Raw genomic sequence first — 26,587 nt, 5'->3', positions numbered from 1 at the left:
AATTCGTAATATTAGGAGTGGTGACTTGTTTCGGATTTTGACTTTGATTTTTTCTATGATGTTCTTTCTGGAAGGTTGTAAGACCTTCGGAGAAGTAATCATTATAAATGACGATTTCAAAAAGACTCATATCGTAACTATGAAAATGAGGCAGGTCTCTGATGAGAAAATCGGGAACTCTTGGGTAAGATATATTACTCTTTTTGATTTTTCTAGGGAAATCGGTGAAACAAAAACCACTCCTACGGTCGCGAGATTTAAAGTATTCGCAAATGAAGATAGCCATCCTTTAGAAAGAAGTGGATTCGTTCGGATCGGGGATAAGGATACGACCTTGGTTTTAGGAAATTTGGATTCTCAAGCAGTAACAACCTATCATACGGATGTTACAACTACCACGACCACAAAAAATAATTCCTCGGGTCTTTCTAGCTCGACTAGTTCCGTCGGCAAAGGTCAATCTACAGAAACTAAAACGTCCACAAGCACTAGTAGCAGTACTCATAAGGAACTTACTGGAACCTTTTTATTAACGAAGGAACAAGAATTAGAAATATTGAACTCTAAATATTTCGCTATAAGGCTTTATTCCGGAGCATTCCCGATTACTATTCCGTTCGTCGAGTCAGATCTGGAAGATGTGAAAAAATTCCTGAAAGCTAAGCCGGGAATAAATCAATAAAAAGAGTATTTAAATTGTTTAAGAAGATATTTATATCCTTTGTTTTAACTTTAGTCCTGATCGAATGCAGTTCATTAGGAAAAGTAAAAATTACGAAGGATAATTATAAAAATGTTCATGCAGTGAATTTAAAATTGAAACTTAAATCCGAAGATCCCGGCGCCGAAACTTTATTCGGGACTAGTAAGAAAAAATATAGCGTTACAATAGATTTTACTAGAGAAATCGGCCAAGATAAGGTTTATCCGACTGTCGCTAGGTTTTCTTTGCGAGCTCCAGCTCAGTATGGCTCCATTGAAAAAAGCGGTTTTTTGAAGATAAACGAGAAAACTAGCTCTTTAACTTTTGGAAATGCCACCGCACAAACTATTACTAAAGTAAACGCAAACGTCACGCCGATGGGAGTTATTGCTTCATCTCAATCGCATAAGGAACTTTCAGGCACCTTTCTTTTGAAAAAGGAAGATGAGGACTCAATTCTTCAGTCCAGCGAATTTACGATCCGATTGTATGCTGGCTCGGAACCTATTACTATTCTTGTTGCTGATAAAAGTTTAATTTTGTTCAAAGAATACTTAAGAGCAAAACCTGAAGCCGGGAACTGATTTCTATTAACAACGGGGATGATTTTGTCCCCGTTATCTACTTTCAAAAACTATTTTTAGTTAATTCCTTGCGTAATACGCTTTTTTTCCGTCTCTTAGGTTATCTTTTTGATGGAAGATACCTTTATGGAATTCACAATTCGGCCGATCGCAAAGGTCTCAAATTCAAGATCAGAAATGCAGGACGATTATTGGGCGGAGATCGTTTCTGAAATAGAGCTGGAGCCTGATATTTCTCCTGAATCCTTGGACGGGATAGATACTTTCTCGCATTTAGAGATCATCTATATATTTCATAAAACAATTGAAAATAAACCAGTACTAGGAAGTGAGCACCCCCGGGAAAATAAAAGATGGCCCAAGGTAGGGATCTTCGCTCAAAGAAAGAAAAATCGTCCGAATCATATCGGATCTACTATTGTCGAGCTTCTAAGAAGAGATGGTCGTAAACTTCTCGTAAAATATCTAGACGCGATTGATGGAACTCCGGTAGTAGATATAAAGCCAGTGATGAGGGAATTCCTACCGATGTCCGGAATATCTCAACCGGATTGGTCCAAAGAATTGATGATAAATTATTGGGAATAATATTCTCGAATTCGATTGACTGAATTCTAAATTCACTTAGGTTTTTCGGCCATGGTTTCCATCAGTCGAAGAACGTTTTTAAAATACGGTATTACTTTCGGAGTTTTTCTCTCAGTTCCTCAGATCTTAAACTATTGCAAGGGCTCTTCAAATACTAGGGCAGATTACGAAAGAAAAGATCCTTTCGATCCGGAATTTCTTTCGGAGAATGTTTCTCCGATCATGAAGGCGATCCGTATTGGGATCACTGCTCCCAATCCCCATAATGTCCAAGCATGGAAATTTAAAATTTTAGACGATCATTCCGCACTTCTATTTGTAGATGAAAAACGTTTATTAAAAGATACGGATCCAAGTTTTAGACAAATCCATATAGGCCAAGGAACCTTTCTAGAGAACTTAAGCTTAGGCATGCAAGTATTGGGATACTCTTCCGATATATTACTTTTTCCGGACGGAAAATATACAACTTCGGATATAGGTAAGAAGCCTATCGCAAAAATAATTTTGAATAAACAATCGGATCTGATCCGTAATCCATTGTCAGGGTTTATTACGGAAAGAGTAACTCGTAGAAGTATTTATGAAGGAGAAGACCTAACTCAAGACGATTTCGAAAAGATCAGGAAAGATTCCGCTGTTCTATACTCCGAATTGAAATTTGTGCAAAGAGCAGGATCGGAAAAATTGATCAAACAATTGATCGCTGCTATGCAGGTCGAAACGGATACAAAGAATACTTATGACGAATCCAGAATATGGTTCCGTTACAACGACGAAGAGATCGGAAAATTTAAAGACGGGCTTTCTTTAAGGGCCACCGGAGTTTCCGGTATAAAATATTTTTTCGCTCGAAACTTCTTCTTAAAGCCGGGAACGGAAAGTTGGCATTCGGATGAAAATAAAAAAGCCGGAATGGAAATGTTCTCTTCTCAAGTAGAGAGTTCTAAAGGTTTTATTTTTCTCAAAACAAAACAAAATGAAATTATAGATTGGGTGCAAGCGGGAAGGGACTACTTACGATTACATTTGGCGACAACTAAGAATGGTTTCGCACTTCATCCAATGAGTCAAATTTTACAAGAATATCCTGAAATGGATACTTTGCGAAATGAATTCGAATCCACTCTGAAGCCTGGAGAAAAAATACAGATGTTGGTTCGTTTAGGAAAAAGTGACTATCATTATTATAGCCCAAGAAGAGAACCTCAAAGTTTTATTACAGGGTAGAATGGAAATTAAGATCAAAAGAGTTTACGAAGCTCCTTCCAGACAAGACGGTAAGAGAATACTTGTAGATAGGTTATGGCCGAGAGGCATCAGCAAAGAAGCTGGAAAGATAGATCTTTGGCTAAAGGAAATATCTCCAAGTAACGAACTTAGAAAATGGTATGATCACGATATAGAACATTGGAAAGAGTTTAAACAAAGATATTGGAAAGAATTAAGATCCAATCTGGAAGGTGTCCGAAAATTGAAAGATGCCTTAGATGTAAAAATAATTACGTTCCTCTACTCTTCTAAAAATCTAGAATACAATAATGCGATCGCATTAAAGGAATTTTTGGACCGTTAAACTTTATTGAAGGGTCTTATTCTTTTATATAAAAGAGATAAATATGTTCTTAAAAATTAAATATTACCTTATCCTTATTTTATTGATCCTGGCATTTCCACTGATCCCTAAGGAAATAAATCTTAATCCGTCTTTATTAAAAGAGGGGGATATTATTTTTCAAGAAACGAATTCGGAACAAGCAAAGGCGATTAAACTGGTTACAAAATCCAGATACACTCATACAGGGATTATCTTAGACAGAGGAAACGGTTTGGAAGTATTGGAGGCTGTTCAACCGGTAAGATGGATATCTTTGAAAAAATTTGTGGATAAAGGGATCTCAAAACATTATGTGATCAAACGAGTAAAAGATAAAAATTTATCCAAAGATATCCTAGATAAAATGAAAACCAAGGGAGCTTCCTTCCTTGGTAAAAATTACGATCTTTATTTTGAATGGTCCGATGATAGGATCTATTGTACTGAATTGATTTGGAAATTATATAAAGATTCGGCTAATATTGAGGTCGGAGAATTGAAAAAATTGGGAGATTATGATTTGAGTCATCCGATGGTGAAAAAAATCATGAAAAAACGATACGGTAAGAACATTCCGTTGGAAGAAGATGTAATTTCTCCTCAATCCATGTTTGAATCGCCAACTCTTATTACCGTTTCAGAGAATTGAATTTTAGGAATTTTTCAGAAGAATGAATCTATTTAAAAAAATCTTATTTTGGTTCGGAGATATTCTATTTCTGCTTATTCCTATTTGTATTATCCTCGCAGAAGCTGGTACTTGCACTCAGAAAGACAATAGTATTTTCTTTCTGTTCACTCAAGTCGCATTTTCAGTTTCAGTCTTAGCTCTATTTCTGGTTTGGTATGGGCTTCCTTCGGGAGGACTTGTCGGAATGGCGTTTGTAGTTTTTCCTTTTTTGATCTGTTTATATTTTTATATCGCGTACATTCCGATTTATTTCGTATATTCTACATTAAAAAATTACAATTTATGTACTGTAATCCAAGAGGATCTGACATTATATAATACTACTAAAGCAATTACGGAAGATGTAGAATCTACTTTCTCCAGATTCTACGCTATATTGATGTTATTGCCTGTTTTAGGCAGTTTTCTACCGGTTTACAAATTTTGGAAGGTAGGATCTTTTTCCAAAAAAATCCCAAAATAGACTGCTTTTTATGCCCTAGGATTTTTCCGAATTTCTGTCAGTAAAGGGACGGATTCCTTGGATTTTCTTCGTCAAACAGTGATAACACTAATTTTCTAATGGAGAAAATAATGAATCGTCATCCCTTATGGGTCCTTCTAGCGAGTTTGCTAGTCTCCAGTGCTATTTTTGCTCAAACTCCGCCTAGCACAAGTTCGACTCCTCCAAAGTCAGTTGCTCCTAAGGCCGAAACTTCTAAGCCAGCGGGGACAGAAAGAGAAACCTCTTCAGAAAAACCGGATCTTTATATCAATTCTCAATCTTCTTTTGAATTTAATTCGAAAGATGAAGGTTCCACTGTAGATTATATCGAGTATAAGATTGGATCCGGTGATTATACTAAATATGTTTCTTCCATAACTTTAGTAAGAGAAGGTTTGACGAAAATCACTTATAGAGCTGTGGACAAGGCAGGAAATAAAGAACCTGAAAAACATTATAATGTTCTTGTGGATAATACCCCTCCAAGCACTAAGATCACTCCAAGTTCTGCATTAGTAGTTCATGAAAATACGAACTATGCTACAAAGGCTCTTACTTATTCTATTACCGCTCAAGACAATCTCGCGGGAGTTCAAGATATTAAGGTTTCTATCAATGGTTCTGAGCCTAAAGTTTATGACGGTAAACCGATTTTACTTGAAAAAGCGGGAGTAAATACGATCAAATTCTCCGCTACGGATAAATCCGGAAATACTTCAACCGACTCCGTTTTGGCAGTTACTGTAGATCAGGAAAAACCTTTAGTAGAACTTTTCGGTTCTGCGATCGTTAGTGTTAAAGATAAAATTTTCGTAAAGAGCGGGAATGCTTTCACGATCAAAGCTTCCGATACATTATCCGGAATTAAACAGATCTTTTACAAATTGGATTCTGGAGAATGGAAAACTTATGCTGATCCTGTTTCCGTAGAGGCACAAGGAAATCATACCATCGAAGCAAAATCTGTAGATTCGGTAGGAAATGAAAGCGAAGTCAAAAAGATCGCTTTTATAGTGGATACCACTCCTCCTGAAACTAAGATCCAAAAAGTGGATAATAAACCGAGTGCTCCTGCTCCAGCAGCTAAACCTGCTACTCCTTCCGCTTCTTCTCCTTCTACTGAAAATTAGAGATCAAAAGGGGTTCTTCTTCAAGAACCCCTTTCTTTATTTTATCTATTCTTAATTTTTTAAAAGATCCGGATCTAAAGAGAAGAAGTCTGATTATTTCTCTTGGAGTTCCGATCCCGTTTTCTGCCAATCGGGTTTGATTGCATTTATCTTAAGTTTAAACTCTGATTGATTTCCTACTCGGTCCACTGCTTGTACTATTAACGAATGTGTTCCGGAAGTGAAGCTGATCGGAGATTGATACTGGGTAAGAGGGCCGTTCCCGATCTTGTATTCTAATTTAGAAAGCCCTGAGCCTGTTCCTGGATCTTCGCATCGTATTGCTAAGGATCCATTTTCTTTTAGATAATAAACCCCATCTTCTCTCAGCTTTCCTTCTGTCGGTGCGAACACACAAGCAGGCGGCTTTGCATCTACAAGCAAAGGAATTTCGGATTGAATATAATTCCCTGCCTTATCGTTCGTTTCCCAGCGTAATAATGAAAGGCCGTCGATACCGGATGAAGAAACTTTGATCGGTTTTTTTGCCTCTTCTCCGGAGAGAGTGAGATTTACCTCTTCTCCGCTACCATCCCTCGCAGAAAGATTGATCGTGATCTCGTCCATTCCGGAACCTTCTTCAGTAACTTGTAATGTAAGTTCTGCTCCGGATTTGATCTCTATAAGACCTGACTGTCCTTTTTTTTCTCCGATCAGTTTTACTTGAGGTGGAGTAGTATCTTTTAAATATTTCGTTTTTTTAGGAGTTTCTTTATTCCCTAAAATATCTTCCGAATAGAATTCAACTTCGTTCCAGCCTTCTTCGGAAAGAGAAATAGAACCTTCGTATTTTTGCCAATCCCCTCCATTCACTCTATAATAAGTAGAAACTGGTACTTGTTTTTGGGAATTTGCGGAACCGGGAGAAGAAGAGGAAGAAGAAGTTCCACCTGTCTTAGGATCTCCTAATGAGATCCTTAATTCTTCGGAAGCAGCTACGACTGTAGAAGGTCTTTCTACCTTAACTTTAGGTGCTGCGGCGAATTTTGCTTCTAGGGAAATGATCGGAGAAGAAACTCCACGGACACCGTCTGCGTTAATTCCAACAACTCTAACATAGTATTTAGAATCATGGGGACCGAATTCATAACGATAGTTTTTCGTTTTATAAAAATGATGTACTCTTAGAAATTCCCGATCTTCGGAAAGTTCTATTAGATAGTTTTCGGCTCCCTGGCTAGGTTTCCAGCGTAAACTTACCCTTTGTTGTTCCGAAAACGTTTCCCCCAATGAGAGAAACAATATGAATGAAAAAAATAAAAATTCGAGTTTTTTAATATTCCGCTTTTTAGATGTCACTCTAACTCCACCTTTTCGGGAAGTTTTTCAGGTTTAGTAGGTGCCTGACCTTTTACGACAGTAGTTCCGAATCCTGCTGGAACTGCAACCGTCTTACCTTCTGCGGAAACTTCTAATTCTCCTTTGTAACAACCCACCATAGTGTTATTATCGTCAGGAGTGCTTACATATAGTTCGGTTCCTCTCACTCCAACCACTGCTGTAGGAGTTACTACCATGAATTTACGGGAATCGTCTCCCGCTTTTTTAGGAGGTACTTTTGCTTCCAGATATCCCGATTTTAACTCTAGGATCCCTCCGTCCTTATTCATTTTATAATCAGCGATCGATTCAGAACTTGTTTTTAGGATCCTAGTGATCGTTTTTTCTCTAAGCTCTACGGTAGTTCCATTTTTAGTAAAAATAATTCGAGAAGAAGCGCCTTGTCCAGTTTGGATCCAGTCTTCCGTGTTCAAGATCTGATCCTTTGCAAGTTTGGACCAACTTGCAGGTAATCCGGTTGGAGTAAAATCCCTAGAATATTGCACTTGCCCCTTTTGAAAATCAGCAACGGCTACAGGTCCTGAGTTCGGTTGGATCTTTTCCCCAGTTGCAGAGATCGTATCTTTTCTTAAAAATCCAGGGATTAACAGAGTAGTGCCTTCGCGGATCAAAGAAGGATTAGGTATTTCATTATATTTTAATAATTCTTTCCAGTTTCTTGGATCTTGCAAAAATTCTTTTGCGATCTTTGAGAGTGTGTCGTTCTTTTTCACCTTATATTCGAAAACATCTTCTTGGATCCCTTTTTTCGGTTCTGCGAAAACAACGTTTATAAGTGCGAAAGAAAGTACGATAACCGCAATGATATTTATCAACATGCGGAAGAAAATCGGAAGTCTGAAATTCTGGAGAGCCATGATTATCCTGGAAACTAGTTCTGTATTATTAGAGGAGAATATTGTAGGAATTACAACAAAATACGGCGTTTAGGCGGAAAAGGGCTCTTAAGAATTGGCCTGATTTTCGCGGAAAATGATTGCCTAATTTTCTGAAATGCTAATGATTTAGGCCTCTTTCGGAAATTTGAATGTCGGGCCACCTTCCTCCACTTGTTCCAATTGTTTTCGGCTCCACCGTATTCGCTATTTTAGGGTATTTTTTCTCTCTAGTTTTTAGTACTAGAAAAAGTTGGCTAGGATCTTTATTTATACTTTTAGTTTTGGCCTCATGGTTAGTATTACAGACGGTCTTAAGTATTAGCGGATTTTATCTAGTTACGGATACTTTTCCCCCTAGATTTTTATGTATGGTCCTGCCGCCCTTACTGTTTTTGATCCTTCTCTTTCTATTACCTGCAGGACGAGATTGGATTGATAAGATCCCACCGGAAAGTTTGGTCTATTTACATCTTTCTCGGATACCTGTAGAATTGGTCTTGTACTGGTTAGCGATGTATGGCTGGCTCCCGATCCATATGACATTTGTAGGATGGAATTTTGATATACTCGTCGGGTTAACTGCTCCGATCATTGCCTATCTGATCTTAAATAAGCCGAGCGGATCCAAAAATTTGATTTTACTCTGGAATATAATTGGGCTCATTTTTTTATTCAATATAGTGTTCTTGGGAATATTATCCGCTCCGGGGCCTTTTCAGAAACTTTCCTTTGAAACACCTAATAAGGCAGTATTACAGTTTCCTTATGTGTGGCTTCCTTCTTTTGTTGTTCCTTCCGTATTATTCGCTCATATCGTTTCTATTCGAAAAAGGTTTTTGACGAATTGAATCTTATCTTACTATTTCGAGATCCTAAAAGAATTTCGATAATACTTACTATCTCTATTTTGATGCTTTCCTGTTTTCCTGATATGGTCCGGAAGAAAAAAACGGAAAACGATTGGTTTAAACTCGAAAAAGTAGATTACGTAGTCGAAGGAAAGAAATTAGGGATTGTGATAAGTGCCACAGTCAAAAATCCCTATGTAGAAAGTGTGGAAGTATATGAGCTTCAAGACGAAGAGAAAGATATTCTTTTATTTAAAAAGGATAAGCCGATCCAAGCAGGAAAGTTACTTTTAAAAGCAGAAATAAAAATTTCGGAAAATAAGGATTGGATAAGAAAGATCGGAACAACCCGTAAATGGATCAGAGTCGAACTCAAAAATGATACGGACCTGATCAATCATCTGCAAACTGAAGTTTTGGTCCACGAGTCTGATAAAAAACAATTCAGAAAAAATTTGTCGATAGAAGCGGAAGGAGAGATCATTCATTTGGACGGTAGAGAATGGAAATTGATCTCCGATATTGACCGTATAGACCAAGCATTATTGCAATATATCCCAAAATCGGATCCTTTTCTTTTATGGAATGAAATGCTCTCCATTCATGTTTATAAGGTAAGAACCTCCTCTCCTTTGGAAATCTATTCCTTATTAGAATCCGGAAAAAAGAAGGAATGTTCGAATTTGAATTGGGCTTCCGAATCTCAAAATTCTGATCGTATTTCCTATTACTGGGAACATTCAGGTTGCGGAAAACAAGCCGCCTCTTCTCAAATTGCGAAACTGTTCCGTGGCGAGTTTGGAATTTATAATATTCGATATGATAAAAAAGGAAAAATAAGTATCGAAGATCGACGAAAATGGTCGAGCCTATTGGATTCGATTCCGGGAAAATAGGACTTTTTTAAACTAAAAACCCTAAATTCAATTTAGTTTTGTATTGACCGACTTTGGGGGAGCGTCGAATCAATGTAAATACACATGTGTAATTACATATATGTAAATGCACATAATTCGGCTTGGAGATATTTTTATGGAATTAACAATACAGAAACCGCCTCTTTCCCCTCATAGTTTCGCTAGGATCCGATTCCAAGATTGCGATCCTTTCGGGCATTTGAATAATGCCAGATACATGGATTATTTTTTAGAGGCTCGTTCTGAGCATCTAAGAGAAACGGGTAATTTCGATTTTTACGAATACGGGATCCAGTCGGGAAGATCTTGGGTAGTAAATAAGGTAGAGACCCAATATCTGGAACCTGTAAAACAAAACGACATAGTGAAAATAGTGACTAGACTTACAAAACTTACCCAAGGAACCATCAGTAATGAATACTTGCTTATGGATAAAGATGGGTCACGTTTGAAAGCGTTACTTTGGGCAGACTTTACTTATATAGATCTAAATCGGGGGAGGCCAGTTCGCCATGAGCCCGAGATGATGTCTTTTCTCGGAAACTTCTTATACGACGAACTCGGATTAGAGGAGACTTCTTTTGAATCTAGGGTAAAACAGTTGCGAAAACAGATCACCGAAGGAAAATATTCCCAAGGCTAAAACCATTGCCTTTTCAAACAGATGTCAAAGAAAGCTCAAACGATCTCGGCTCGGAAATCCGAAAAGTATCCGAGTAAAGCGGATATGCTCAGCGCAGGTTTAAATTGTGTAAATTTTAATCTGCGAAGGGCGTCCAGGGCGGTTACCCAATTTTATGATAGAGAACTAGAGAGGGCAGGTCTTACTTCCCAAAGATTTAGCCTATTACACACGTTAGGTGCTTCGGAAGGTTTGGAACTTTCCCAACTAGCAGATCTTCTCGTAATGGACCGAACCACATTGCTTAGAAATTTAACTCCGTTGGAAGAGTTAGGTTATGTGGCAGATATTCCATCCGAAAACAAAAGAGCAAGAAAAGTGTCTCTAACTCAAAAAGGTTTGGAAGCCTTGAGAATTGCCTATCCAATCTGGGAAGAAGCACAAGCTTTGGTGACCGAAGCCATGGGAGAGGACGATCTGAAACGTCTTCTCAAAAGATTAAATTCCATTGTGCGCAAAAGGAATTTTAAGGAATTTTCAAAATAAAACTCGATCTGTAAATTCAAAAAATATTATATATTCTGCCGACCTCTTTGTCGAACAAGGCCTATGAACAAAAGTTATTATTCTCTTCTTTTTATCCCCGTTTTATTATTCATAGCATATTATTTTTTCTCTCCTAGTTGTATTTCCGGCGACTGCAAGAATGGCAAAGGTATAAAAATGCTTTCCGGTTCTTATAGATATGAAGGTGAATTTCAAAACGGATTAGCAAATGGATATGGGAAACTGGATCTAGGCGGAGTAGAGAAGTACGAAGGCGATTGGGTAAAAGGTAATAAAGAAGGTTATGGTATATATAAATATGCTGATGGAAATTCTTACGAAGGAGAATGGAAGGCGAATAAAAGAGATGGAAACGGTAAGTTAACAAATCCCCAAGGAAATACACTCTACGAAGGGACTTGGAAAGACGATAAAGAAATCGGGTTGAGGGCTTCTGAATGAAATATGTATTTATTTTATTACTTTTAATTTCTCTTTCAGCTTATGCAGAAGAACCCAAGATCAAAATAACAAAACTCGATAAAAACGTATATGTTCATACTTCTTACAAACTTTTAGGAGATGGATATTTTCCATCCAACGGGCTTATTGTTGAAACCGACAAGGGTATTGTACTTATAGATACGGCTTGGGGCCAAGAGCAGACCATAGAGTTATTAAGTTGGATCTCTGAAAATCTTAAAAAGCCGGTATTGTCCGCAATAATCACTCATTTTCATGAAGATAGAGCTAGTGGAATTGAAGTATTAAAAAAACAAAATATAGTTTCTTATGCCGGGTATAGGACAGTTGCCCTATTGAAAGAAAAGGGCCAGGAAGTCCCGGAAAAATCTTTGAAGGATCTTGAAATTCTCTCATTCGGCAAAATTAAAATTAAAACCTTCTTTCTCGGGCCAGGACATAGTAGGGATAATATTGTTGTCTGGGTCCCTAAATCTAAATTACTTTTTGGAGGATGTTTAGTGAAAAGTCCCGAAGCATCCGAGATAGGAAATATTAAGGACGCTGATCTGAAAGAATGGCCGAATACGATCCGCAAACTACAAAGTAAATTTCCGGAAGTTTCTATGGTTATCCCTGGGCATCAGTCTTGGGGAGGAAAAGAGGCATTTACTAAAACTTTGGATCTTTTGGAAAAGGGTAAATAATTTATCGTTGCGATTAGCCGCTTAATTCTTATGATTATATGTTTCGGAAGAAGGAAATTTCCTATTTTACGAATATAATAATCTTGGATGGAAAGAATTCGGAATATCCCAGTATTTTGTTCCGATTTACTGGCGGTTTACGTTCTTAGAAAGTATAGATTTAGCGGTCGATCATGATGAAACAGTTTTTTATAATATTTCTTTTTTTAGGAAGTTTGTCTTCCACATTCGCTAAAAATTACTACTCTCTTTATGGGATCCGTATCGACCAATCTTTGAAGCATACTCAAGCCGAGTTGGGGGACCCATCTAAAGTACATTCTTTCGAAGATGGATACCAGGCGTTCTTTTTTAAAAAGGACGGGCATATTCTTGTATTGGAGACTGAGCCGTTCCAGCCGGATCGGATCTGGAGTATTCAGATCGAGGGTGCAAATGTTCCTGTCGAAAGAGGCTTAAACGGTGTAATACCCGGAGACACTAGGGCAAAAGTGATCGAAGTGTTCGGTCCTCCTGAAAAAGAAAGAAAAGCTACAAATAGTCTGGATAATAAGGAAATTCCAGGAACATCTCTGATGACTTATTATGAAAATGGAAATTTCAGTTTTGAAATAAAGAACGATAAGGTCTCGAGCATTAAGATAGTATTACGTTTAGAGAAAGATCCTAAAGAACTGCCCGATCCTATGGATTTCATTTCCGTATTAAAAACAAAAAATGAATCGGAGATGATCCGATTAATGGCTGGAGATCCAGTGTTTTCTCAGGATGGAAAATCATTTTATCCACAAGAGTCTATGCTATCTTTTTTGAGGAAAAAGGAGACCGTTGATTTTCTATTTGGTAAAGAAGGAGTCAGTGAGCTGACTGGGCGGGATCTATTCAATTCTAACATGAGATTTTTTGAAAACGGGCCTTTTGGTTGGGCGATCCGTTACACCAAAAATCGTAAAGTTTTCGAGTTCGTATATGTGAAACTTTATGAAGAGTGGGTGCTTTGGGAGATCAATACTTTCTCTCCTGAATTTGAAATGAAAAAGTAATATCGTAATAAGGCACAACTAGCCACGGTTTTGCCGAAAATTCAAAATATAGATTGGAGAACTTTGATCGTTTTACTTCGATAGGTGATTTCTTCAAATTCTCCTTGATTCTCTACTTTTGCTTTCATACTTTACCGTAAAGATTCAGTTCTCCATCGAACTCGGCAAAATGATGACGAAATATCTCCAATCCAAGAGCTTTTTAACGTTAAGCATCGTCATTCTATCCGCTATTCTTGGGACTTCTATCTGCTTTTTCTTTTTCTATGATCCTGAAATTCAAGTATTCGTAGATCGTTTTGAATTTAAGAATTTAAGTCGAAATGATGCAGAAAGATTGGGGATATTAGGGCTTCCAAGTGGAGTATCGGACTATTTTATTAAACGTTGCGCTTTCCGTGGCTCTTGGCTTGTTTATTCCAAATATAAAATTCAGGATCCTAATTATAGAGAAAAGATCTTGGAACGTTTTAAGCAACATCCCGGTTTAAATAAAAGATCCGGATCTTACCCTCAAGATTGGCCCCAAAATTTCGATAAAGGAAATTGTAAACCGGATTGGTGGGATCCTTGTCCAAGCGGCCTTTGGGCGGAAATAGCGAAAGAGGATCCTATACCAGTGAGCAAGAATGGGTTTTATCTTTGCGAAAGCGATAAGGAGCTTAGGTGGTTTGTGTTCCATTTTAGGAATACCTATTAATTTAAAATGAGAAATATATTCAAAAAAATTAATATTGAAGATCAATCCCTACAATACGCAAGTTTATCCCGTCGTATATATGCCCAATTCTTGGACTTTTTGATCTTATGTCCTATTTTAATCCCTCAAATCCTGGTGTTTTATTATCATGATAAGACGGTATATCAGATCTTTCCATTTTACACTGCCTTACATTCTCTTCTTTATATAGGGTATAGATTTGTTATGCATTCTTTGTATGGTAGGACCTTTGGGAAAGCATTTGCCGGCATTATCGTATTGGATTCAGGAAATCGGCCCTTAGGTTGGGTTAGATCTTTTATACGCGTATTGCCAGAATTTCTGTTGTCATTAATTACGATCCTTAGTGCCGTAAATGATTCTAGGATATTTATGGAGCATCAGGCTGAAATGGAGGGTGTCCCCCTGGCTGTAGTCCTTCGCATGCAAAATAAACTGAATCCGTTGGATAATATCACTTTTTGGGATTCGGTTTTGTATTACGGTCTTTCGGTTTTATGTATATTGTTATCTCATAAAAAGACTGCATTACATGATCTATTTGCCGGTTCACGTGTACTTCGTTATAAAAACCATTCTTAACATTTTTCGTTAGATCCGATAAACTAGCTTAAATCGGTTTATAATAGAATAGTAAGTTTACTTTCCGAAGATCTTGACTCGTATTCGGTTAATGTTATACTAAAAAGATGCGGATCTTCGATTCTCATTTTCATATCATAGATCCAAGATTTCCTTTGGTACCAAACAACGGCTTTTTACCGGAACCGTTTACGGTTTCGGATTATAATAAACAAGCACATTGGCTCAGGATAGAGGGCGGAGCTGTGGTTTCCGGATCCTTCCAAGCGTTTGATCAATCGTATTTGCTGGATACACTTTCTTTATTAGGGGAAAATTATGTAGGAGTGACCCAGCTTCCCGCGACTACGAAAGACGATGAAATTCTTTCCTTACATAAATCTGGAATACGTGCAATACGATTTAATGTAAGAAGGGGAGGTTCTGAAGAAATTTCCAAGATCCGAGAATTGGGTGCGAGGGTATACGATCTTGCCGGTTGGCATGTGGAATTATATATAGATGCCAAGGAAGTCGACGAATTTCTAGAAGAAGTTTTATTATCTCTTCCAAAGGTGTCCATAGACCATCTAGGCCTTTCTAAACTAGGATTTCCTACAATTTTGCGCCTGGTAGAAAAGGGTGTAAGAGTGAAAGCGACCGGTTTCGGCAGAACGAATCTGGATATCAGATCCGCATTAGTAGAGATCGCTGAAATAAATCCGGACGCTTTGTTATTCGGAACAGACCTACCTTCTACACGTTCTCCAGCTCCATTTACGGAAGAAGATCTACATATAGTTACCGACACCTTTGATGGAGAATTATTGCAAAAAATATTATATTCGAATGCGTTGCAGTTTTACGGATTGAGTCGAAAGGTCCGTATTTAATTTTTTTTAAAGATCATATTCGCGCTCTTCTTCACAAACCAAATCGGAAAAATTTTTGTGGAATAATAATGAAGTCGATTTAGTAAACCGGGCACGGATTTTCTTTTACAGTTTTCAATTGCGGAAAATGCGACTAAGGCAACGTCTTTCGGGTCCATCGCAATAGAATAAGCTAAATTTCCTAATGATCCTTTTTTCTTTTCCTCATGAATCCCTGCGGTAGATAAAAAATTCGTTCTTGTCGTCCCAGGAAAGAGGATGCCTAATTTCACTCCATACGGGGCCAATTCCTCCGCCAAGGCTTCCGAAAAACTGACAACATACGCTTTACTTGCGGCATACGCTGCCATGTACGAAAGAGGTTGTAAAGACGCGGTAGATGCAATGTTTAATATAAAACCTTTCCTACGTTCGATCATTCTCCCGGCGAATGCATTACTTAACTGAGTGACTGCAGTCATATTAAGAAGTAGCATAGATTCTACTTTTTTTGGATCCAATTCCCAGGACTTACCCCAAAGCCCGAACCCCGCATTATTCACAAGGATATCTATTTCGATCTTTAATTTAGAGATCCAATTTAAGATTTTCTGTGTGCTTTCCGTTTCGGTCAGATCTAATTCTAAGGTCTCGACTTTTCCGGATGGATCTATTGTTATAAGATCCTTAACTAATTCAGACAGTTCTTTTTTCGAAATGCTCACTACAAGAACCTTGTAGCCTTGTTTATATAATAAAATAGTAAGTTCTTTTCCGATTCCGGAAGAACCGCCTGTGATCAATACGGTTTTAGATAGTTGATTCGATTTCACTTGGATTTCCTTTTCGATTTCGAAATAGGTTCCCCGGGATTTTAAATCTGTCAAAGCCTTTCGAGAGACCTAAAAACTAGCTTGCCTGTTTGAAAACTCTACTTAAGGTCTTTGGAATGTCTCCTTTATTCCAACCCTTAAAAGTTTATTTGGAAACGAAACTATCCCAAATCGAAAAGATCCCAAAAGAAAGAAAGGCCGTATTATCCTCGTTAGCAGATTCTATTCTGCAATCTTTCGAAACGAAACAAAAAGCGAATTTAGTTTTTATATGTACTCATAACTCTAGGAGAAGTCAGATTGCTCAAACATTTGCTGCGGCAATTCCACACCTTTTCGATTTTCCTGGTATCAAGTCCTTCTCCGGCGGAACAAGTATCACGGAACTTCATCCAAATGTTGTACTTGCATTAGAAGATTGTGGCTTTCGGATAGAAAATCAAGGGCCTCCTCGTAATCCTAAATATTCGATCCGTTGGGCAGATGGTGCTCCTGCATTGATCGCTTATTCTAAAAAATTCCAGGATGCCCCTAATCCGGCTTCCGAATTCGTTGCGATAATGGTTTGTTCCCAAGCGGATGAATCATGCCCTTACGTATCCGGTGCAGAATTCAGAATTTCCTTACCTTTCGAAGATCCTAAATCCGCTGACGAGACTGAGAACCCGGTCCCTAAGTATCTAGAAACCTGTGATCGGATTTCTTTGGAGCTTCTTTATACCTTCCAAGAAGTAAAACGGAAGCTGTAGTTCGGTAGGAATTCCAACATTTATCGTTTGCCATCTAGTTTCTATCTATAGAATTAAACTTTATGACGGTTCGTAATAAGGAAGATTTAGAGGCTCTCAGAAAGATCGGCAAGATCACTGCAGAAACTCTTCTTTGTATGAGAGAGGCTGCCAAGCCTGGGATAACCACAAAAGAGTTGGATCTGATCGGCTATTCTTATTTTTCTAAGTTCGGAGCAAGAAGCGCTCCTCAACTCATGTATAAGTTTCCCGGATACACATGCATTAGTTTAAATACTGAAATTGCACACGGGATCCCAAATGATCGTGTATTAAAAGAAGGTGATCTTTTAAATCTAGACGTTTCCTTGGAATTGAACGGATACTTTGCGGACACAGGTTTTACTCTTATTATAGGAAAAGATAATAAAGGTCTAAGTAAACTATTAGATGTTTCCTCGGATGCTTTAAAACGAGCGCTTGCGGGCGTAAGGACAGGAGAGAAGTTAAATTCGATCGGCAGAACGATAGAGAATACAGCTAAGTCCAATGGGTTTAAAGTGATCCGGACATTATGTGGACATGGTGTGGGCAAATCACTTCATGAAGAACCTTTCGATATTTGTAATTATTACGAACCAAGAGATAAGCGGATCTTAAAATCAGGGCAAGTGATCGCAGTGGAGACTTTCGTTTCTACCGGAGCGGAAGACTTTGTAGAAGGTAAGGACGGTTGGACTTTAAGAACACCCGACGGAACCTATACGGCTCAATTTGAACATTCCGTTATCGTAACCGAACATGGCCCGATCATTCTAACGGCTGCATAAAAATAATGAGAACTATAATTTTAAACTTAATCCCGATCCTGACTTTTATATTAGTATTTTTTGTTTCTCTTTGGGATAGAAAGAAGAAGGAAACATTTTCCAAAAACTTTTTTGGTTCTATTTTCCCTTCCATCTTATCCGGAAAATTGAACTCCGATCTTGAGGGCGCGGTTTCCAAATTCCAAAAAGCGGGATATGTAGTTCAAAAAGATGGAGATAGACTTTTATTCCAAAATGCATCTCAATTGGAGAAGCATAGGAATTGGATGTGGTCTTTCGGCTATGTTTCCAAAAAAACGGACGGTTCCATTCAATACAAATTGTTCATTAATCTTGGATCGATCATTACTGTTCCTGCCGCCTTGCTTGTAGTTGTTTTTTACGGAATGTTGGTCCAAAATAATGTTCCAAAAGAACAGATCTCTATTCTTCCTTACTTTTTCCTAGGCTTCGCTTTCTTTTTTGCGATCTCTAGCTTTATTTCCCAAACATTTAAAGAGAGAAACTTTCTTAAGAAAAGTCTTTCTGAAAATTAGAAAATGCTAATAAGGATCGTTTTAATTCTTCTCTCCCTTTCCTCTATGTTCGGATTGGGATTAAGGATTGAAAAAAAGGAATTAGGCTCTTGGTCTAAATTTGTTCCGATCCTTTTGTTTGCATTCTTGTGGAATTTCGGGATCTTACCTATCTCCGTATTTTTTACCGGAAAACTTTTGGAGATCTCTCCTTTTGCTTTTGCAGCTATCTTTTTATGCGCTTCTTCACCTGGAGGAGCTTCGGGCGGTTTATTCGTATTAAGAGCAAAAGGAAATCCTGCCTTGGGGGGATTACTCATCGCTTTATTGAACGGAGCAAATACGATCTTAACCCCTTTAATCTTTTCCATTTATCAAGGGGGAAAAGGATTTGACCCGGACTTATTCGTAAAACTTTTCCTGATTGGATTTTTTTTACAGGGGTTACCTCTTTTGTTGGGATTGGGCTGTAAATATTTCTTTTCTAAAACTTTTGATCCGATTGCTCCATGGGTAGAAAGATTCAGTACGTTCTGTTTGATCTTTTCTATCATTCTATTGATCGTTCAATACGGAGAGTTTGCATTAACGTTAGGGCCGGTTACTTGGATCGGAGCTTGTTTAGCCGTTTTGATATCTCTTCTTCCCGGTATTTTGGTATTTCGTTCTGAAAAAGAGACCAAGGCTTCGTTATCCATGGTTTCCGGGATCAGAAGTTTGTCCTTGGCCTTACTTCTTGCAGAATTGCATATTAAACATAGCGAAACCTTGCTTACGGTTTTAATGTATGGAACAGTTATGTATCTATTGAGTGCGATTGCGGCAGAGTTTTGGAAGGGTAGGAACTCCCACTCGGTCGTATGAAATAAATTTTCGAAATTTTACACAATTAGGATACAATTCGATCAGCTTAAGGTCCGACGGTTATGCGGTTTAAATTTTATACCTTTCTACTTTCTCTTTTCGTTTTTATCGCATGCCAATCAGTTACTGTGGAATATCCTATTTATCCTCCTACAAAAGAAGGTAGGGACTTAAGACAGTTCTTGAATGGAGTAAAGACAATCGCTTTGGTAGTTGCTCCTATGAGTGAGGAAGTTTGGGGATATGAGATCAATCGTGCATTTTCGATAATGCTTCCTGCCAAAGTTTACGAGAGTTTTTCGGAAGATTCTTATTTTAAAATTTTAGATCTAAAAGGTAGAACGGATATCTTGGACGCGAAGGATTTTACTCTGGAGGGTATTTTCAAAAATCGCAAAAGGATCGGAGAACAATTGGATGCGGATGCCGTTCTGTTCGTCTCTTTTAGACAGCCTGAATCAACATGTTATATCGAAAAGAAAATGGATTATCTTGCGTTCGGTATGGCTGTGTTACGAGTAGCTGCGGCTGCAAAAGACAGAGACAACAGTGCAAGAGCTTTGGCCGGGATCGCAAAGGATCCGATCGTTAAACCTACAGGAGTTCGTAAAATATTCATGCCTATCGAGGCAAATTTAATACGGATAGATACTGGGGAAATGAAACAGGCATTGATAAGCAAACCTTCTATCGTTTATAACGGAGTAGGAGATCCAAGTTGTCCCGGATTACTTACTTCACTTTCCACTGCTTTAGAAGAAACAATCCCTGAAATAGAAAGAAGATTATCTCCAAAGGTGGAATCGGAAGATATTTCCATATTCACGGATTCGGAAGATCCTGAAGTGGAAGCGTTTTTGTTAGAAGGATATGAGGAGATCACCGGAGAGAATCCGAGTTTCAATCGAGCAAGAATTTCATGGGAGAAAGCGGATCAAAAGGCCAAAGGTAAATCTTGGGCAGCAAAAGCAAATCTTGCTACGTACTATTTTTCCGAAGGCGATTATCAGAAAGCGATACAATTTTATGAAGAGGCCATCCATTTAGGTGGCCCCGAAAATGATTATCTAAAGGAATTAAAGGAGCTTATGGCAGCTCCTCCGGTTCAGGAAGAGAATTTAGAAAATTCCGATAAAAAAGAATTTCCTTAACCTCTTCCTTTTTCTCCTCTTCTCAAGAAAGCAGGAATATCATAATCTTCTTTCATATTTGCGGAAGGATTTTTCGCCTTAAGAGCGCGATATGTTTCCGCTTCATTGATCCTTTCAGGTTCCGTTTTGAAAGTTTGACGAGGTTCTTCCATTTCCGGAAGTCCAACAACTTTTCTTTGAGGCTGAGATTGTAATTTAGGAGCCGTGCCGACGCCCGGATTTCTTTTATTAAATCCTGTTGCGATTACAGTGATACGAATTCTTTTTTCAAGTTCCGGATCTTCAGTTAAACCAATGATGATATTTGCATTCGGATCTACTTGAGAAGTGATGATCTGAGATACTTCATTCCAATCGGAGATGGTAAGATCTGCACCTCCGGTAACATTAATTAAAAGTGAAGTTGCTCCTGCAATAGAGCGAGAATCCAATAGGGCATTATCGATCGCGAAGTTGACAGCTTCGGAGACCTTATTTTCTCCGTAACCTTCTCCGACTCCCATGACTGCGTCGCCAGTATCTCTCATGATCGCTTTTACATCGGCGAAATCCACATTGATGATCCCAGGATTGTTTACTATATCACTGATACCTCGAACTGCGTTTAATAGAATATCATCGATGACCCTAAATGCTTGATCGATCGGAGTGTCTCTTTCCACAACTTGGAAGATAGACTCGTTATTTACTAAGATCAAAGTGTCTACATAAGAGCGAAGTTGTTCGATCCCTCTTTTCGCGAACTCCATTCTTCTTTTTCCTTCGAATGAGAATGGAATAGTAACAACTCCTACAACTAAACATTTCTGTTCTTTCGCGATTTTTGCAATGATAGGTGCAGCACCAGTCCCGGTTCCGCCTCCCATACCTGCGGTTACAAAAACCATATCGGAGCCTTGGATCACGGATGCGATCCTTTCACGATCTTCTTCCGCGGCTCTAGCACCTAGATCAGGATCTCCGCCTGCTCCCATTCCTCTTGTAGTTTTGGATCCGAGTGCGATCTTACTTTCTATTTCGGAACGTTTTAATACTTGCTCATCGGTATTCATGATGACGTATTCCACACCTCTTAGGCTGGAATTTGCCATCCTAGCGACTGCGTTCATTCCGCCTCCGCCGATTCCCAAAACTTTAATAATTGCGGGACTTGATTTTTCCTCTTCTTCGAAACGCAACATGTTTCACTCCTTAGAGGTTTTCCTCTATCCATCTCCGAATTTTTTTGCCCCAGGTTTCACTTCTGTCCTGGGATTTTCTTTCCATGTCCCCTAATCGGGAAGCGTATTTGATAAGTCCTACTGCAGTCGCGAATTCAGGGGAAGAAACTCTATCCGATAATCCGGAAAGACCTGCAGGTCTCGCACGGGTTACCGTTAGACGAAACACGTCTTCCGCCAAACTTTCGATCCCTTCTAGAAGGCTTCCGCCTCCTGTTAGTATCACTCCTCCGGCCAAAAAGGATTTTTTTCCGGACTTGATGAGTTCCGCGTCTACCATCTCGAAAATTTCTCTCATTCTAGGTTCGATCACATGAACTAATTCTTCTCTTAAAACCGTTCTTGCAGGTCTTCCGCTAATTGGAGGGATTTCCACGGTTTCTGTAGGATCAATCTCTTCTAAAGAACAGTGACCGTATCTTTTTTTCACGAGCTCTGCGGTTTCGATCGTAGTTTTTAAACCGATAGAAAGGTCGGAAGTAACATTATAACCCCCGAATGGAATTACGGAAGAATAGGCGATCCCTCCGTCCACATAAACGATCAGATCACAGATCCCGGCACCAATATCTAATACTGCAGTACCTAGATCTTTTTCACCTGATGTTAAGACCGCATCGGAAGAAGCGAGGCTAGAGAGGACCCTTGTCTCTTCTGCGAGGCCTGCTGCTTCTATACATTTTTCTAAATTATGAAGTGCTGTTAGACCTGCAGTGACTATATGAACTTCTGCTTCTAATCTAACTCCTGTCATTCCGATCGGATCTTTGATAGAAGTTTGATCGTCCACGGAGAATTCTTTGGAGAGAACATGAAGAATTTCCTGATCCGCAGGAACTCTTACCGCCTGTGCTGCCTCTATCACTCGAACGATATCAGGTTCAGTTACGACCCGGTCTCTATTCGTGATCGCGACCACTCCCTTGGAATTATCTGCACGAATAGATTTGCCGGTTACGTTTACGACCACATATCCGATCTCTTGTCCGCACATAAGTTCGGCTTCGCTGATCGCTTCTATGATGGAACGAGTGGTCGCTTCTATATTGATGATAGAGCCGTTCTTGATTCCGGAAGAAGGGAACATTCCGGTCCCAATAATTTCAGTTTCGTATTCGGAGATAGGACGTCCTACAACTACTTTAGTAAGAGCGGATCCTAGATCCAAGGAGACTATGATTCTTTCTGAAGATTCCATATTCTTAATGGTAGACCGCGTCTTCTCCACGTATATCTACGAGTTTGGGATGCACTTTTTCTTTTTCAAGATATGCTAATACAGCATATAACTTTCTGACCTGTTCTGTTTGGAATAAGGTCCCTACTTGGACTCGGACTGAGATCGGAGTATCCGCATATACGAAAATTTCTCCGTCTTCATGCAAAGACACTTCAGAGATCCTGGACTTCAAAGCTGGATAAGAACGAAATGCATTCTCTACGGATGTATGAAGATCTTTAAACGCCGCACCTGACATGGATCCTTTCTCTCTAGGGAATGTTCCGGAAAGAACGGTTAAACCTTGGCTTCTAACATCATCCATGGATAAAATTTTAAGTTCGGGATCTATCTCGAAGATATGCCCGTCAGAATTCACAAGAAAGTTCGGTTTTCTTTCCGTGATCTCCACAAGAAGTTGATCTTCGGTTTTTTTTTCCAAATGAGCGGATTTGATCCTGGGATGAGAGCTGAGTCGGTGTTCCATTTGGCCGAGGTCGTAATTTTCGAAAGAGGTTCCCGGTTGGATACCCATGATCTGAACAATTTCTTCCGTTTTAAGAGTTTCGTGTCCTGTCAGTATAAGCTTATTCAACTCCTGGGGGAGGGTTCCCCTCTTATATCCCCAACCCAAAGTGCTTGCCAATAGAAAGAGGAAGGCCAGAAGCCACCAACTCGTTCTTTTTTGGACGGATTCCTTCAAAAAGTCAATTATATTATGTCTCATAGGCGTTTGGTGTGGGTTTTTTCTTCTTTTCCCTTTAAATTATCGGGAAATTTCCCAAAATTTAGCCCATCTATTTTTATTTCAGGTTGGGATTTAGTTGCTACGAATCTTGGGTCGAAGTTTCTAATAAGAAGAAAGTATGAAGTTTCCGATCCCTTCTCCAATCCATCTTGGTTTCGTTTTCTTTTGCGCCTTTTTTGTACTCATGTACCATTCGGTGATCGAAAGATCCGGTTCCGAAGAGGATTATCCTTATACTTTAAAAATTTATTATCCTAAGTCCCAAGGCATCCGGCCTGGAACTCCTGTTAGTATTTTAGGATTGGAAAGAGGGATTGTTCGGGATGTAGATGTTGTTTCAATAGAAGAAGTTCCCGACAAAAGATTTTTGGATAAGAATAGGACCAAGGCAGTAGAGATCACCATTCGTCTTGCGGAACCGATCACTCTTTATTCCAATTACGATATCAGCTTTAGGACTGCTACAGTTCTTTCAGGAAGGACAATCGATATCAATCCTGGAAATGCGGAAGAGAATACGAACCAAACATTCTTTAAACCTACTTACAAAGAGGGAGAGGATTTACAGCCTGACTTTGCTCCTTCTGCTAGATATTATGATGATTTTTTTGCGGCGTCTACCGGGGTGATACGAGAGAATAGAGATGATATCAATCTTCTATTTGGAAATTTAGAAGAGATCTCTTATAAGCTCAACGGGCATACTGGTTCTGTTCCTAGGTTCATAAACGATCCGGATACGTACGATAATCTTGCAGAAACTCTTACGGATATGAGGATCTTGGGAGATGATGCCAGAAGGTATGTAGAAGGTTATCGCAAGCTGGAAAGAAGTGCTCCGATCCCATTTTCCATCAATTTGTATCGTAGGACCACTATCATCGGTGGAATTTCCAGCGATTTCTATCTAAACAAACTATAATGTCTTCTCGATCCAGGTTTTTACTCTAAAACTAAGCTAAGAATCTATTCGAAAAGGCGGGGACAAACTAAGCTTCTCTGCCGATCCTAGTATTTATGAAAGTCGCAGTGATCCATGATTGGTTAAACGGAATGAGAGGAGGGGAGATCGTTCTAGATTCCATCCTCAAAGTGTTTCCGGATGCGGATCTATTCACTCTTTTTTATGAAAAAGGAAAGCTGAACGAACGAATTGAAGATCGTAAGATCGTAACTGCGTTCACTGATAGATTACCTTTTAAATCCAAATACCGTTGGTATCTTCCATTATTTCCTACTGCGATAGAATCATTGGATCTGAGAGGATATGATCTGATTCTTTCTTCCTCTCATTGTGTTGCAAAAGGTGTGATCCCGGATCCGGATGCGATCCATATTAGTTATGTTCATTCTCCTATGAGATATGTTTGGGATCTGTATTATGATTATTTTCCTGCAAGGAAAGGACTGAAATTTTTCGCATTCCAATTGGTCTCGAATTATCTTCGTAACTGGGACTCTGTTTCTTCTAACAGAGTGGATTCTTTCTTATGCAATTCTGAATTCGTTTCCAGAAGGATCCAGAAATTCTATAGAAGAGACTCTAAGGTAGTATACCCTCCTTGTTTGCCGGAAGGATTTAAGGTTAAATCGGAGAAGAAAGAAAACTTTGATCTGATCGTGTCCGCCTTCGCTCCTTATAAACGGATCGATCTTGCGATAGAAGCGTACCGTAAGAATGGAAGGGCACTGAAAATTTTAGGAAGCGGACAAGAATACAAGAAACTCGTAAAAGAGCTTCCTCCGAATGTTGAGATCCTACCTCATAGGCCAAGAAACGAGGTCCAAGAATATATGTCCAAGGCTCAGACCTTTGTTTTTCCAGGAATGGAAGACTTCGGGATCGCTCCGGTGGAAGCCCAAGGGTATTCCACTCCAGTGATCGCTTACGGAAAAGGTGGCGCCTTGGAAACAGTGGTCTCCGGGAAGACCGGGCTCTTCTTCAAAGAGCAAACGGTCGAGGCATTGAACTCCGCCTTGAACCAATCCGAACGAAAAGAATGGAAAACTAAGGACTTTCAGGCCTCTGTAAACCGATTTACAGAGGAAAAATTCATCATCCAAATCCGCAAGACGGTCGAGACTATAAACAAGAACTCTGGAAAAAGGAGGGGCGTTTGATTACTTTACATAGATTGAAAGGAAACGAATTCGTTCTAAACGCCTCTCATATAGAATGTATCGAAGCCAATCCGGATACTACGATCACATTGTCTAATGATAGAAAATACGTGGTGCAGGAAAGTATTCCCCAAGTGATCGAGAAGATCCTAGAGTTCAAAAAACGGATTCTTGTGTTTCCTTTGGGTTCCGAGCCGGATCAGTTTAAGAGGACAAATTAAACTACAATGGATATAGCTACAATCATAGGTTTTGGTTCCGCGGTCGCATTATTCGGGTTCGGAGTTCTTTCTGCCGGATTGAACCCACTCGATATCGTGGATATTCCTTCGATCTTAATTACATTCGGGGGAGCGACTGCTTGTACGGTAATGGCGGTTCCTTGGCAGAATACTTTGGATCTAGGAAAGGTAACTCGAAAAGCCTTCCGTGAAGAAAAAAGCGACCTCATAGGACTTATTAAAACTTTAGTTTCCTTCTCTGAGAAAGCAAGACGAGAAGGACTGCTTGCGTTGGAAGACGACGTGAATGAACTTCCTGAGGAGTTCCTACGAAAAGGAATTACCTTAGTTGTGGACGGAACGGATCCGGAGCTTGTTCGCAATATTATGGAAACTGAAATGAGTAATATTTCATCTCGCCATAATGCTGGAAAGGCATGGTGGGAAAACTGGGGATCTCTTGCTCCTGCGTTCGGGATGATCGGAACTCTGATCGGACTCGTTCAGATGTTAAAGAACCTCGGGTCCGGGGACGCGAGTGCGATCGGAACCGGGATGGCGGCTGCTTTGATCACCACATTATACGGTTCCATGGGTGCGAACATGGTTGCGATCCCGATCATGAAAAAACTCATGCGTAAATCCGAGGATGAACTTTTAGTAAGACAGATCATGATCGAAGGTACTCTTTCTATTCAGTCCGGAGATAACCCTCGTATCGTAAAAGATAAACTCGCGAGTTATTTACCTCCTGGCGAAAGAGACGTTCTGAAAGACGAAAACGATTAAGACTTAAGTTCGGA

The 26,587-nt window shown here is 39.2% G+C and carries 33 protein-coding genes; 27 read left to right on the top strand and 6 right to left on the bottom strand.

What is annotated here, in order from left to right; translation table 11 throughout:
• The first annotated feature begins 25 nt into the window (after positions 1 to 25).
• The 8 genes from EHQ64_RS12715 to ompL47 all read left to right on the top strand — a co-directional run bounded on the left by EHQ64_RS12715 (position 26) and on the right by ompL47 (position 5,777).
• Complete coding sequence (locus EHQ64_RS12715; RefSeq protein WP_135649850.1) at positions 26 to 682, top strand: hypothetical protein; 657 nt, start codon at positions 26 to 28, stop codon at positions 680 to 682.
• A gap of 14 nt (positions 683 to 696) precedes the next feature.
• Entirely contained in the window at positions 697 to 1,287 is a 591-nt protein-coding gene (locus EHQ64_RS12710; protein WP_135649849.1) for a hypothetical protein, read from the top strand.
• A gap of 111 nt (positions 1,288 to 1,398) precedes the next feature.
• Entirely contained in the window at positions 1,399 to 1,875 is a 477-nt protein-coding gene (locus EHQ64_RS12705) for an SAM-dependent methyltransferase (protein WP_246048787.1), read from the top strand.
• 51 nt (positions 1,876 to 1,926) lie between these two features.
• Entirely contained in the window at positions 1,927 to 3,105 is a 1,179-nt protein-coding gene (locus EHQ64_RS12700) for an Acg family FMN-binding oxidoreductase (RefSeq protein ID WP_135649848.1), read from the top strand.
• A gap of 1 nt (position 3,106) precedes the next feature.
• The gene (locus EHQ64_RS12695; RefSeq protein ID WP_135650567.1) at positions 3,107 to 3,451 is read left to right on the top strand and encodes a DUF488 domain-containing protein; all 345 of its coding nucleotides are present in this window, start codon (positions 3,107 to 3,109) and stop codon (positions 3,449 to 3,451) included.
• A gap of 43 nt (positions 3,452 to 3,494) precedes the next feature.
• Positions 3,495 to 4,121 carry a YiiX family permuted papain-like enzyme gene (locus EHQ64_RS12690; protein WP_135649847.1) on the top strand — a complete coding sequence of 209 codons (627 nt, stop codon included), beginning with the start codon at positions 3,495 to 3,497 and terminating at the stop codon, positions 4,119 to 4,121.
• 22 nt (positions 4,122 to 4,143) lie between these two features.
• Complete coding sequence (locus EHQ64_RS12685) at positions 4,144 to 4,626, top strand: hypothetical protein (protein ID WP_135649846.1); 483 nt, start codon at positions 4,144 to 4,146, stop codon at positions 4,624 to 4,626.
• Positions 4,627 to 4,736: 110 nt separating this feature from the next.
• Positions 4,737 to 5,777 (top strand): multi-beta-barrel domain surface protein OmpL47, encoded by a 1,041-nt coding sequence (gene ompL47 / locus EHQ64_RS12680; RefSeq protein WP_135649845.1) that lies wholly within the window; start codon positions 4,737 to 4,739, stop codon positions 5,775 to 5,777.
• Positions 5,778 to 5,870: 93 nt separating this feature from the next.
• Here ompL47 and EHQ64_RS12675 read toward each other — a convergent pair whose 3' ends face one another.
• Both EHQ64_RS12675 and EHQ64_RS12670 read right to left on the bottom strand, forming a co-directional pair.
• Positions 5,871 to 7,115, bottom strand: coding sequence for a hypothetical protein (locus EHQ64_RS12675; protein ID WP_135649844.1), 1,245 nt, complete (start codon positions 7,113 to 7,115; stop codon positions 5,871 to 5,873).
• A complete protein-coding gene (locus tag EHQ64_RS12670; protein WP_135649843.1) occupies positions 7,112 to 8,014 on the bottom strand; it encodes a FecR family protein in 903 nt (300 codons plus the stop codon). The genes EHQ64_RS12675 and EHQ64_RS12670 overlap by 4 nt, the downstream gene beginning before the upstream one ends.
• 170 nt (positions 8,015 to 8,184) lie before the next feature.
• Between EHQ64_RS12670 and EHQ64_RS12665 the strand changes: the two genes are divergently transcribed.
• The 10 genes from EHQ64_RS12665 to EHQ64_RS12620 all read left to right on the top strand — a co-directional run bounded on the left by EHQ64_RS12665 (position 8,185) and on the right by EHQ64_RS12620 (position 15,355).
• Positions 8,185 to 8,883, top strand: a complete 699-nt coding sequence (locus EHQ64_RS12665) for a hypothetical protein (RefSeq protein ID WP_135649842.1) — start codon at positions 8,185 to 8,187, stop codon at positions 8,881 to 8,883.
• Positions 8,880 to 9,779: a hypothetical protein gene (locus tag EHQ64_RS12660; RefSeq protein ID WP_246048748.1), complete on the top strand. Its 900-nt coding sequence runs from the start codon at positions 8,880 to 8,882 to the stop codon at positions 9,777 to 9,779. The genes EHQ64_RS12665 and EHQ64_RS12660 overlap by 4 nt, the downstream gene beginning before the upstream one ends.
• A gap of 136 nt (positions 9,780 to 9,915) precedes the next feature.
• The gene (locus tag EHQ64_RS12655) at positions 9,916 to 10,443 is read left to right on the top strand and encodes an acyl-CoA thioesterase (RefSeq protein ID WP_135649841.1); all 528 of its coding nucleotides are present in this window, start codon (positions 9,916 to 9,918) and stop codon (positions 10,441 to 10,443) included.
• Positions 10,444 to 10,464: 21 nt separating this feature from the next.
• Positions 10,465 to 10,968, top strand: a complete 504-nt coding sequence (locus EHQ64_RS12650; protein WP_135649840.1) for a MarR family winged helix-turn-helix transcriptional regulator — start codon at positions 10,465 to 10,467, stop codon at positions 10,966 to 10,968.
• Positions 10,969 to 11,031: 63 nt separating this feature from the next.
• Positions 11,032 to 11,430, top strand: a complete 399-nt coding sequence (locus EHQ64_RS12645) for an MORN repeat-containing protein (RefSeq protein ID WP_135649839.1) — start codon at positions 11,032 to 11,034, stop codon at positions 11,428 to 11,430.
• Positions 11,427 to 12,137: a subclass B1 metallo-beta-lactamase gene (gene bla / locus EHQ64_RS12640; protein ID WP_135649838.1), complete on the top strand. Its 711-nt coding sequence runs from the start codon at positions 11,427 to 11,429 to the stop codon at positions 12,135 to 12,137. The genes EHQ64_RS12645 and bla overlap by 4 nt, the downstream gene beginning before the upstream one ends.
• A gap of 173 nt (positions 12,138 to 12,310) precedes the next feature.
• Positions 12,311 to 13,180, top strand: a complete 870-nt coding sequence (locus tag EHQ64_RS12635; protein WP_210410852.1) for a hypothetical protein — start codon at positions 12,311 to 12,313, stop codon at positions 13,178 to 13,180.
• A gap of 169 nt (positions 13,181 to 13,349) precedes the next feature.
• Entirely contained in the window at positions 13,350 to 13,880 is a 531-nt protein-coding gene (locus tag EHQ64_RS12630) for a hypothetical protein (protein WP_246048747.1), read from the top strand.
• A 6-nt stretch (positions 13,881 to 13,886) separates the two neighbouring features.
• A complete protein-coding gene (locus EHQ64_RS12625) occupies positions 13,887 to 14,483 on the top strand; it encodes an RDD family protein (RefSeq protein WP_135649836.1) in 597 nt (198 codons plus the stop codon).
• A gap of 107 nt (positions 14,484 to 14,590) precedes the next feature.
• Positions 14,591 to 15,355 carry an amidohydrolase family protein gene (locus EHQ64_RS12620; RefSeq protein WP_135649835.1) on the top strand — a complete coding sequence of 255 codons (765 nt, stop codon included), beginning with the start codon at positions 14,591 to 14,593 and terminating at the stop codon, positions 15,353 to 15,355.
• Here the strand turns inward: EHQ64_RS12620 and EHQ64_RS12615 are convergent.
• Positions 15,352 to 16,167 (bottom strand): SDR family NAD(P)-dependent oxidoreductase, encoded by an 816-nt coding sequence (locus EHQ64_RS12615; RefSeq protein ID WP_135649834.1) that lies wholly within the window; start codon positions 16,165 to 16,167, stop codon positions 15,352 to 15,354. The two genes, EHQ64_RS12620 and EHQ64_RS12615, sit on opposite strands and share 4 nt — an antisense overlap.
• Before the next feature lie 116 nt (positions 16,168 to 16,283).
• Here EHQ64_RS12615 and EHQ64_RS12610 point away from each other — a divergent pair, with 116 nt between their 5' ends.
• The 5 genes from EHQ64_RS12610 (at position 16,284) to EHQ64_RS12590 (ending at position 20,255) form a co-directional block, all read left to right on the top strand.
• Positions 16,284 to 16,916 carry a low molecular weight phosphatase family protein gene (locus tag EHQ64_RS12610; RefSeq protein ID WP_135649833.1) on the top strand — a complete coding sequence of 211 codons (633 nt, stop codon included), beginning with the start codon at positions 16,284 to 16,286 and terminating at the stop codon, positions 16,914 to 16,916.
• 62 nt (positions 16,917 to 16,978) lie between these two features.
• Positions 16,979 to 17,725, top strand: coding sequence for a type I methionyl aminopeptidase (map, locus tag EHQ64_RS12605; protein WP_135649832.1), 747 nt, complete (start codon positions 16,979 to 16,981; stop codon positions 17,723 to 17,725).
• 5 nt (positions 17,726 to 17,730) lie between these two features.
• Positions 17,731 to 18,261 (top strand): hypothetical protein, encoded by a 531-nt coding sequence (locus EHQ64_RS12600; protein WP_135649831.1) that lies wholly within the window; start codon positions 17,731 to 17,733, stop codon positions 18,259 to 18,261.
• Positions 18,262 to 18,264: 3 nt separating this feature from the next.
• Positions 18,265 to 19,104, top strand: coding sequence for a bile acid:sodium symporter (locus EHQ64_RS12595; protein WP_135649830.1), 840 nt, complete (start codon positions 18,265 to 18,267; stop codon positions 19,102 to 19,104).
• Positions 19,105 to 19,166: 62 nt separating this feature from the next.
• Positions 19,167 to 20,255 carry a lipoprotein LipL41 gene (locus tag EHQ64_RS12590; RefSeq protein ID WP_135649829.1) on the top strand — a complete coding sequence of 363 codons (1,089 nt, stop codon included), beginning with the start codon at positions 19,167 to 19,169 and terminating at the stop codon, positions 20,253 to 20,255.
• Here EHQ64_RS12590 and ftsZ read toward each other — a convergent pair.
• Genes ftsZ through EHQ64_RS12575 form a run of 3 tightly spaced genes read right to left on the bottom strand, consistent with a single transcriptional unit; the run spans position 20,252 to position 23,421 of the window.
• Positions 20,252 to 21,436, bottom strand: coding sequence for a cell division protein FtsZ (gene ftsZ / locus EHQ64_RS12585; RefSeq protein WP_135649828.1), 1,185 nt, complete (start codon positions 21,434 to 21,436; stop codon positions 20,252 to 20,254). The two genes, EHQ64_RS12590 and ftsZ, sit on opposite strands and share 4 nt — an antisense overlap.
• Before the next feature lie 10 nt (positions 21,437 to 21,446).
• Positions 21,447 to 22,673 (bottom strand): cell division protein FtsA, encoded by a 1,227-nt coding sequence (ftsA, locus tag EHQ64_RS12580; RefSeq protein WP_135649827.1) that lies wholly within the window; start codon positions 22,671 to 22,673, stop codon positions 21,447 to 21,449.
• 4 nt (positions 22,674 to 22,677) lie between these two features.
• The gene (locus EHQ64_RS12575) at positions 22,678 to 23,421 is read right to left on the bottom strand and encodes a cell division protein FtsQ/DivIB (protein ID WP_135649826.1); all 744 of its coding nucleotides are present in this window, start codon (positions 23,419 to 23,421) and stop codon (positions 22,678 to 22,680) included.
• 139 nt (positions 23,422 to 23,560) lie between these two features.
• Here EHQ64_RS12575 and EHQ64_RS12570 point away from each other — a divergent pair, with 139 nt between their 5' ends.
• The 4 genes from EHQ64_RS12570 (at position 23,561) to EHQ64_RS12555 (ending at position 26,573) form a co-directional block, all read left to right on the top strand.
• Positions 23,561 to 24,364, top strand: coding sequence for an MlaD family protein (locus EHQ64_RS12570; RefSeq protein ID WP_135649825.1), 804 nt, complete (start codon positions 23,561 to 23,563; stop codon positions 24,362 to 24,364).
• Between the two features lie 95 nt (positions 24,365 to 24,459).
• Positions 24,460 to 25,563, top strand: coding sequence for a glycosyltransferase (locus tag EHQ64_RS12565; protein ID WP_167882400.1), 1,104 nt, complete (start codon positions 24,460 to 24,462; stop codon positions 25,561 to 25,563).
• Positions 25,560 to 25,784 (top strand): flagellar FlbD family protein, encoded by a 225-nt coding sequence (locus tag EHQ64_RS12560; RefSeq protein WP_135649823.1) that lies wholly within the window; start codon positions 25,560 to 25,562, stop codon positions 25,782 to 25,784. Before EHQ64_RS12565 ends, EHQ64_RS12560 begins: the two co-directional genes overlap by 4 nt.
• Before the next feature lie 6 nt (positions 25,785 to 25,790).
• Positions 25,791 to 26,573, top strand: coding sequence for a motility protein A (locus tag EHQ64_RS12555; RefSeq protein WP_135649822.1), 783 nt, complete (start codon positions 25,791 to 25,793; stop codon positions 26,571 to 26,573).
• Positions 26,574 to 26,587 lie beyond the last annotated feature (14 nt).

Origin of the sequence: Leptospira sarikeiensis, from assembly GCF_004769615.1 — a bacterium.
GTDB classification, from domain to species: Bacteria; Spirochaetota; Leptospiria; order Leptospirales; family Leptospiraceae; genus Leptospira_B; species Leptospira_B sarikeiensis.
The sequence above is the reverse complement of the archived record's forward strand: the minus strand, read 5'-3'. Positions and strand labels throughout refer to the sequence as shown.

What these genes read in the sequence shown, in the direction of transcription:
- map (WP_135649832.1), top strand. Translation starts at nt 16,979, where the DNA reads ATGACGGTTCGTAATAAGGAAGATTTAGAGGCTCTCAGAAAGATCGGC.
- EHQ64_RS12570 (WP_135649825.1), top strand. Translation starts at nt 23,561, where the DNA reads ATGAAGTTTCCGATCCCTTCTCCAATCCATCTTGGTTTCGTTTTCTTT.
- EHQ64_RS12655 (WP_135649841.1), top strand. Translation starts at nt 9,916, where the DNA reads ATGGAATTAACAATACAGAAACCGCCTCTTTCCCCTCATAGTTTCGCT.
- EHQ64_RS12700 (WP_135649848.1), top strand. Translation starts at nt 1,927, where the DNA reads ATGGTTTCCATCAGTCGAAGAACGTTTTTAAAATACGGTATTACTTTC.
- bla (WP_135649838.1), top strand. Translation starts at nt 11,427, where the DNA reads ATGAAATATGTATTTATTTTATTACTTTTAATTTCTCTTTCAGCTTAT.
- EHQ64_RS12670 (WP_135649843.1), bottom strand. Translation starts at nt 8,014, where the DNA reads ATGGCTCTCCAGAATTTCAGACTTCCGATTTTCTTCCGCATGTTGATA.
- ftsA (WP_135649827.1), bottom strand. Translation starts at nt 22,673, where the DNA reads ATGGAATCTTCAGAAAGAATCATAGTCTCCTTGGATCTAGGATCCGCT.
- EHQ64_RS12690 (WP_135649847.1), top strand. Translation starts at nt 3,495, where the DNA reads ATGTTCTTAAAAATTAAATATTACCTTATCCTTATTTTATTGATCCTG.
- EHQ64_RS12635 (WP_210410852.1), top strand. Translation starts at nt 12,311, where the DNA reads ATGATGAAACAGTTTTTTATAATATTTCTTTTTTTAGGAAGTTTGTCT.
- EHQ64_RS12575 (WP_135649826.1), bottom strand. Translation starts at nt 23,421, where the DNA reads ATGAGACATAATATAATTGACTTTTTGAAGGAATCCGTCCAAAAAAGA.
- EHQ64_RS12685 (WP_135649846.1), top strand. Translation starts at nt 4,144, where the DNA reads ATGAATCTATTTAAAAAAATCTTATTTTGGTTCGGAGATATTCTATTT.
- EHQ64_RS12620 (WP_135649835.1), top strand. Translation starts at nt 14,591, where the DNA reads ATGCGGATCTTCGATTCTCATTTTCATATCATAGATCCAAGATTTCCT.
- EHQ64_RS12595 (WP_135649830.1), top strand. Translation starts at nt 18,265, where the DNA reads ATGCTAATAAGGATCGTTTTAATTCTTCTCTCCCTTTCCTCTATGTTC.
- EHQ64_RS12705 (WP_246048787.1), top strand. Translation starts at nt 1,399, where the DNA reads ATGGAAGATACCTTTATGGAATTCACAATTCGGCCGATCGCAAAGGTC.
- EHQ64_RS12665 (WP_135649842.1), top strand. Translation starts at nt 8,185, where the DNA reads ATGTCGGGCCACCTTCCTCCACTTGTTCCAATTGTTTTCGGCTCCACC.
- EHQ64_RS12695 (WP_135650567.1), top strand. Translation starts at nt 3,107, where the DNA reads ATGGAAATTAAGATCAAAAGAGTTTACGAAGCTCCTTCCAGACAAGAC.
- ftsZ (WP_135649828.1), bottom strand. Translation starts at nt 21,436, where the DNA reads ATGTTGCGTTTCGAAGAAGAGGAAAAATCAAGTCCCGCAATTATTAAA.
- EHQ64_RS12600 (WP_135649831.1), top strand. Translation starts at nt 17,731, where the DNA reads ATGAGAACTATAATTTTAAACTTAATCCCGATCCTGACTTTTATATTA.
- EHQ64_RS12555 (WP_135649822.1), top strand. Translation starts at nt 25,791, where the DNA reads ATGGATATAGCTACAATCATAGGTTTTGGTTCCGCGGTCGCATTATTC.
- EHQ64_RS12630 (WP_246048747.1), top strand. Translation starts at nt 13,350, where the DNA reads ATGATGACGAAATATCTCCAATCCAAGAGCTTTTTAACGTTAAGCATC.
- ompL47 (WP_135649845.1), top strand. Translation starts at nt 4,737, where the DNA reads ATGAATCGTCATCCCTTATGGGTCCTTCTAGCGAGTTTGCTAGTCTCC.
- EHQ64_RS12650 (WP_135649840.1), top strand. Translation starts at nt 10,465, where the DNA reads ATGTCAAAGAAAGCTCAAACGATCTCGGCTCGGAAATCCGAAAAGTAT.
- EHQ64_RS12565 (WP_167882400.1), top strand. Translation starts at nt 24,460, where the DNA reads ATGAAAGTCGCAGTGATCCATGATTGGTTAAACGGAATGAGAGGAGGG.
- EHQ64_RS12610 (WP_135649833.1), top strand. Translation starts at nt 16,284, where the DNA reads ATGTCTCCTTTATTCCAACCCTTAAAAGTTTATTTGGAAACGAAACTA.
- EHQ64_RS12625 (WP_135649836.1), top strand. Translation starts at nt 13,887, where the DNA reads ATGAGAAATATATTCAAAAAAATTAATATTGAAGATCAATCCCTACAA.
- EHQ64_RS12645 (WP_135649839.1), top strand. Translation starts at nt 11,032, where the DNA reads ATGAACAAAAGTTATTATTCTCTTCTTTTTATCCCCGTTTTATTATTC.
- EHQ64_RS12590 (WP_135649829.1), top strand. Translation starts at nt 19,167, where the DNA reads ATGCGGTTTAAATTTTATACCTTTCTACTTTCTCTTTTCGTTTTTATC.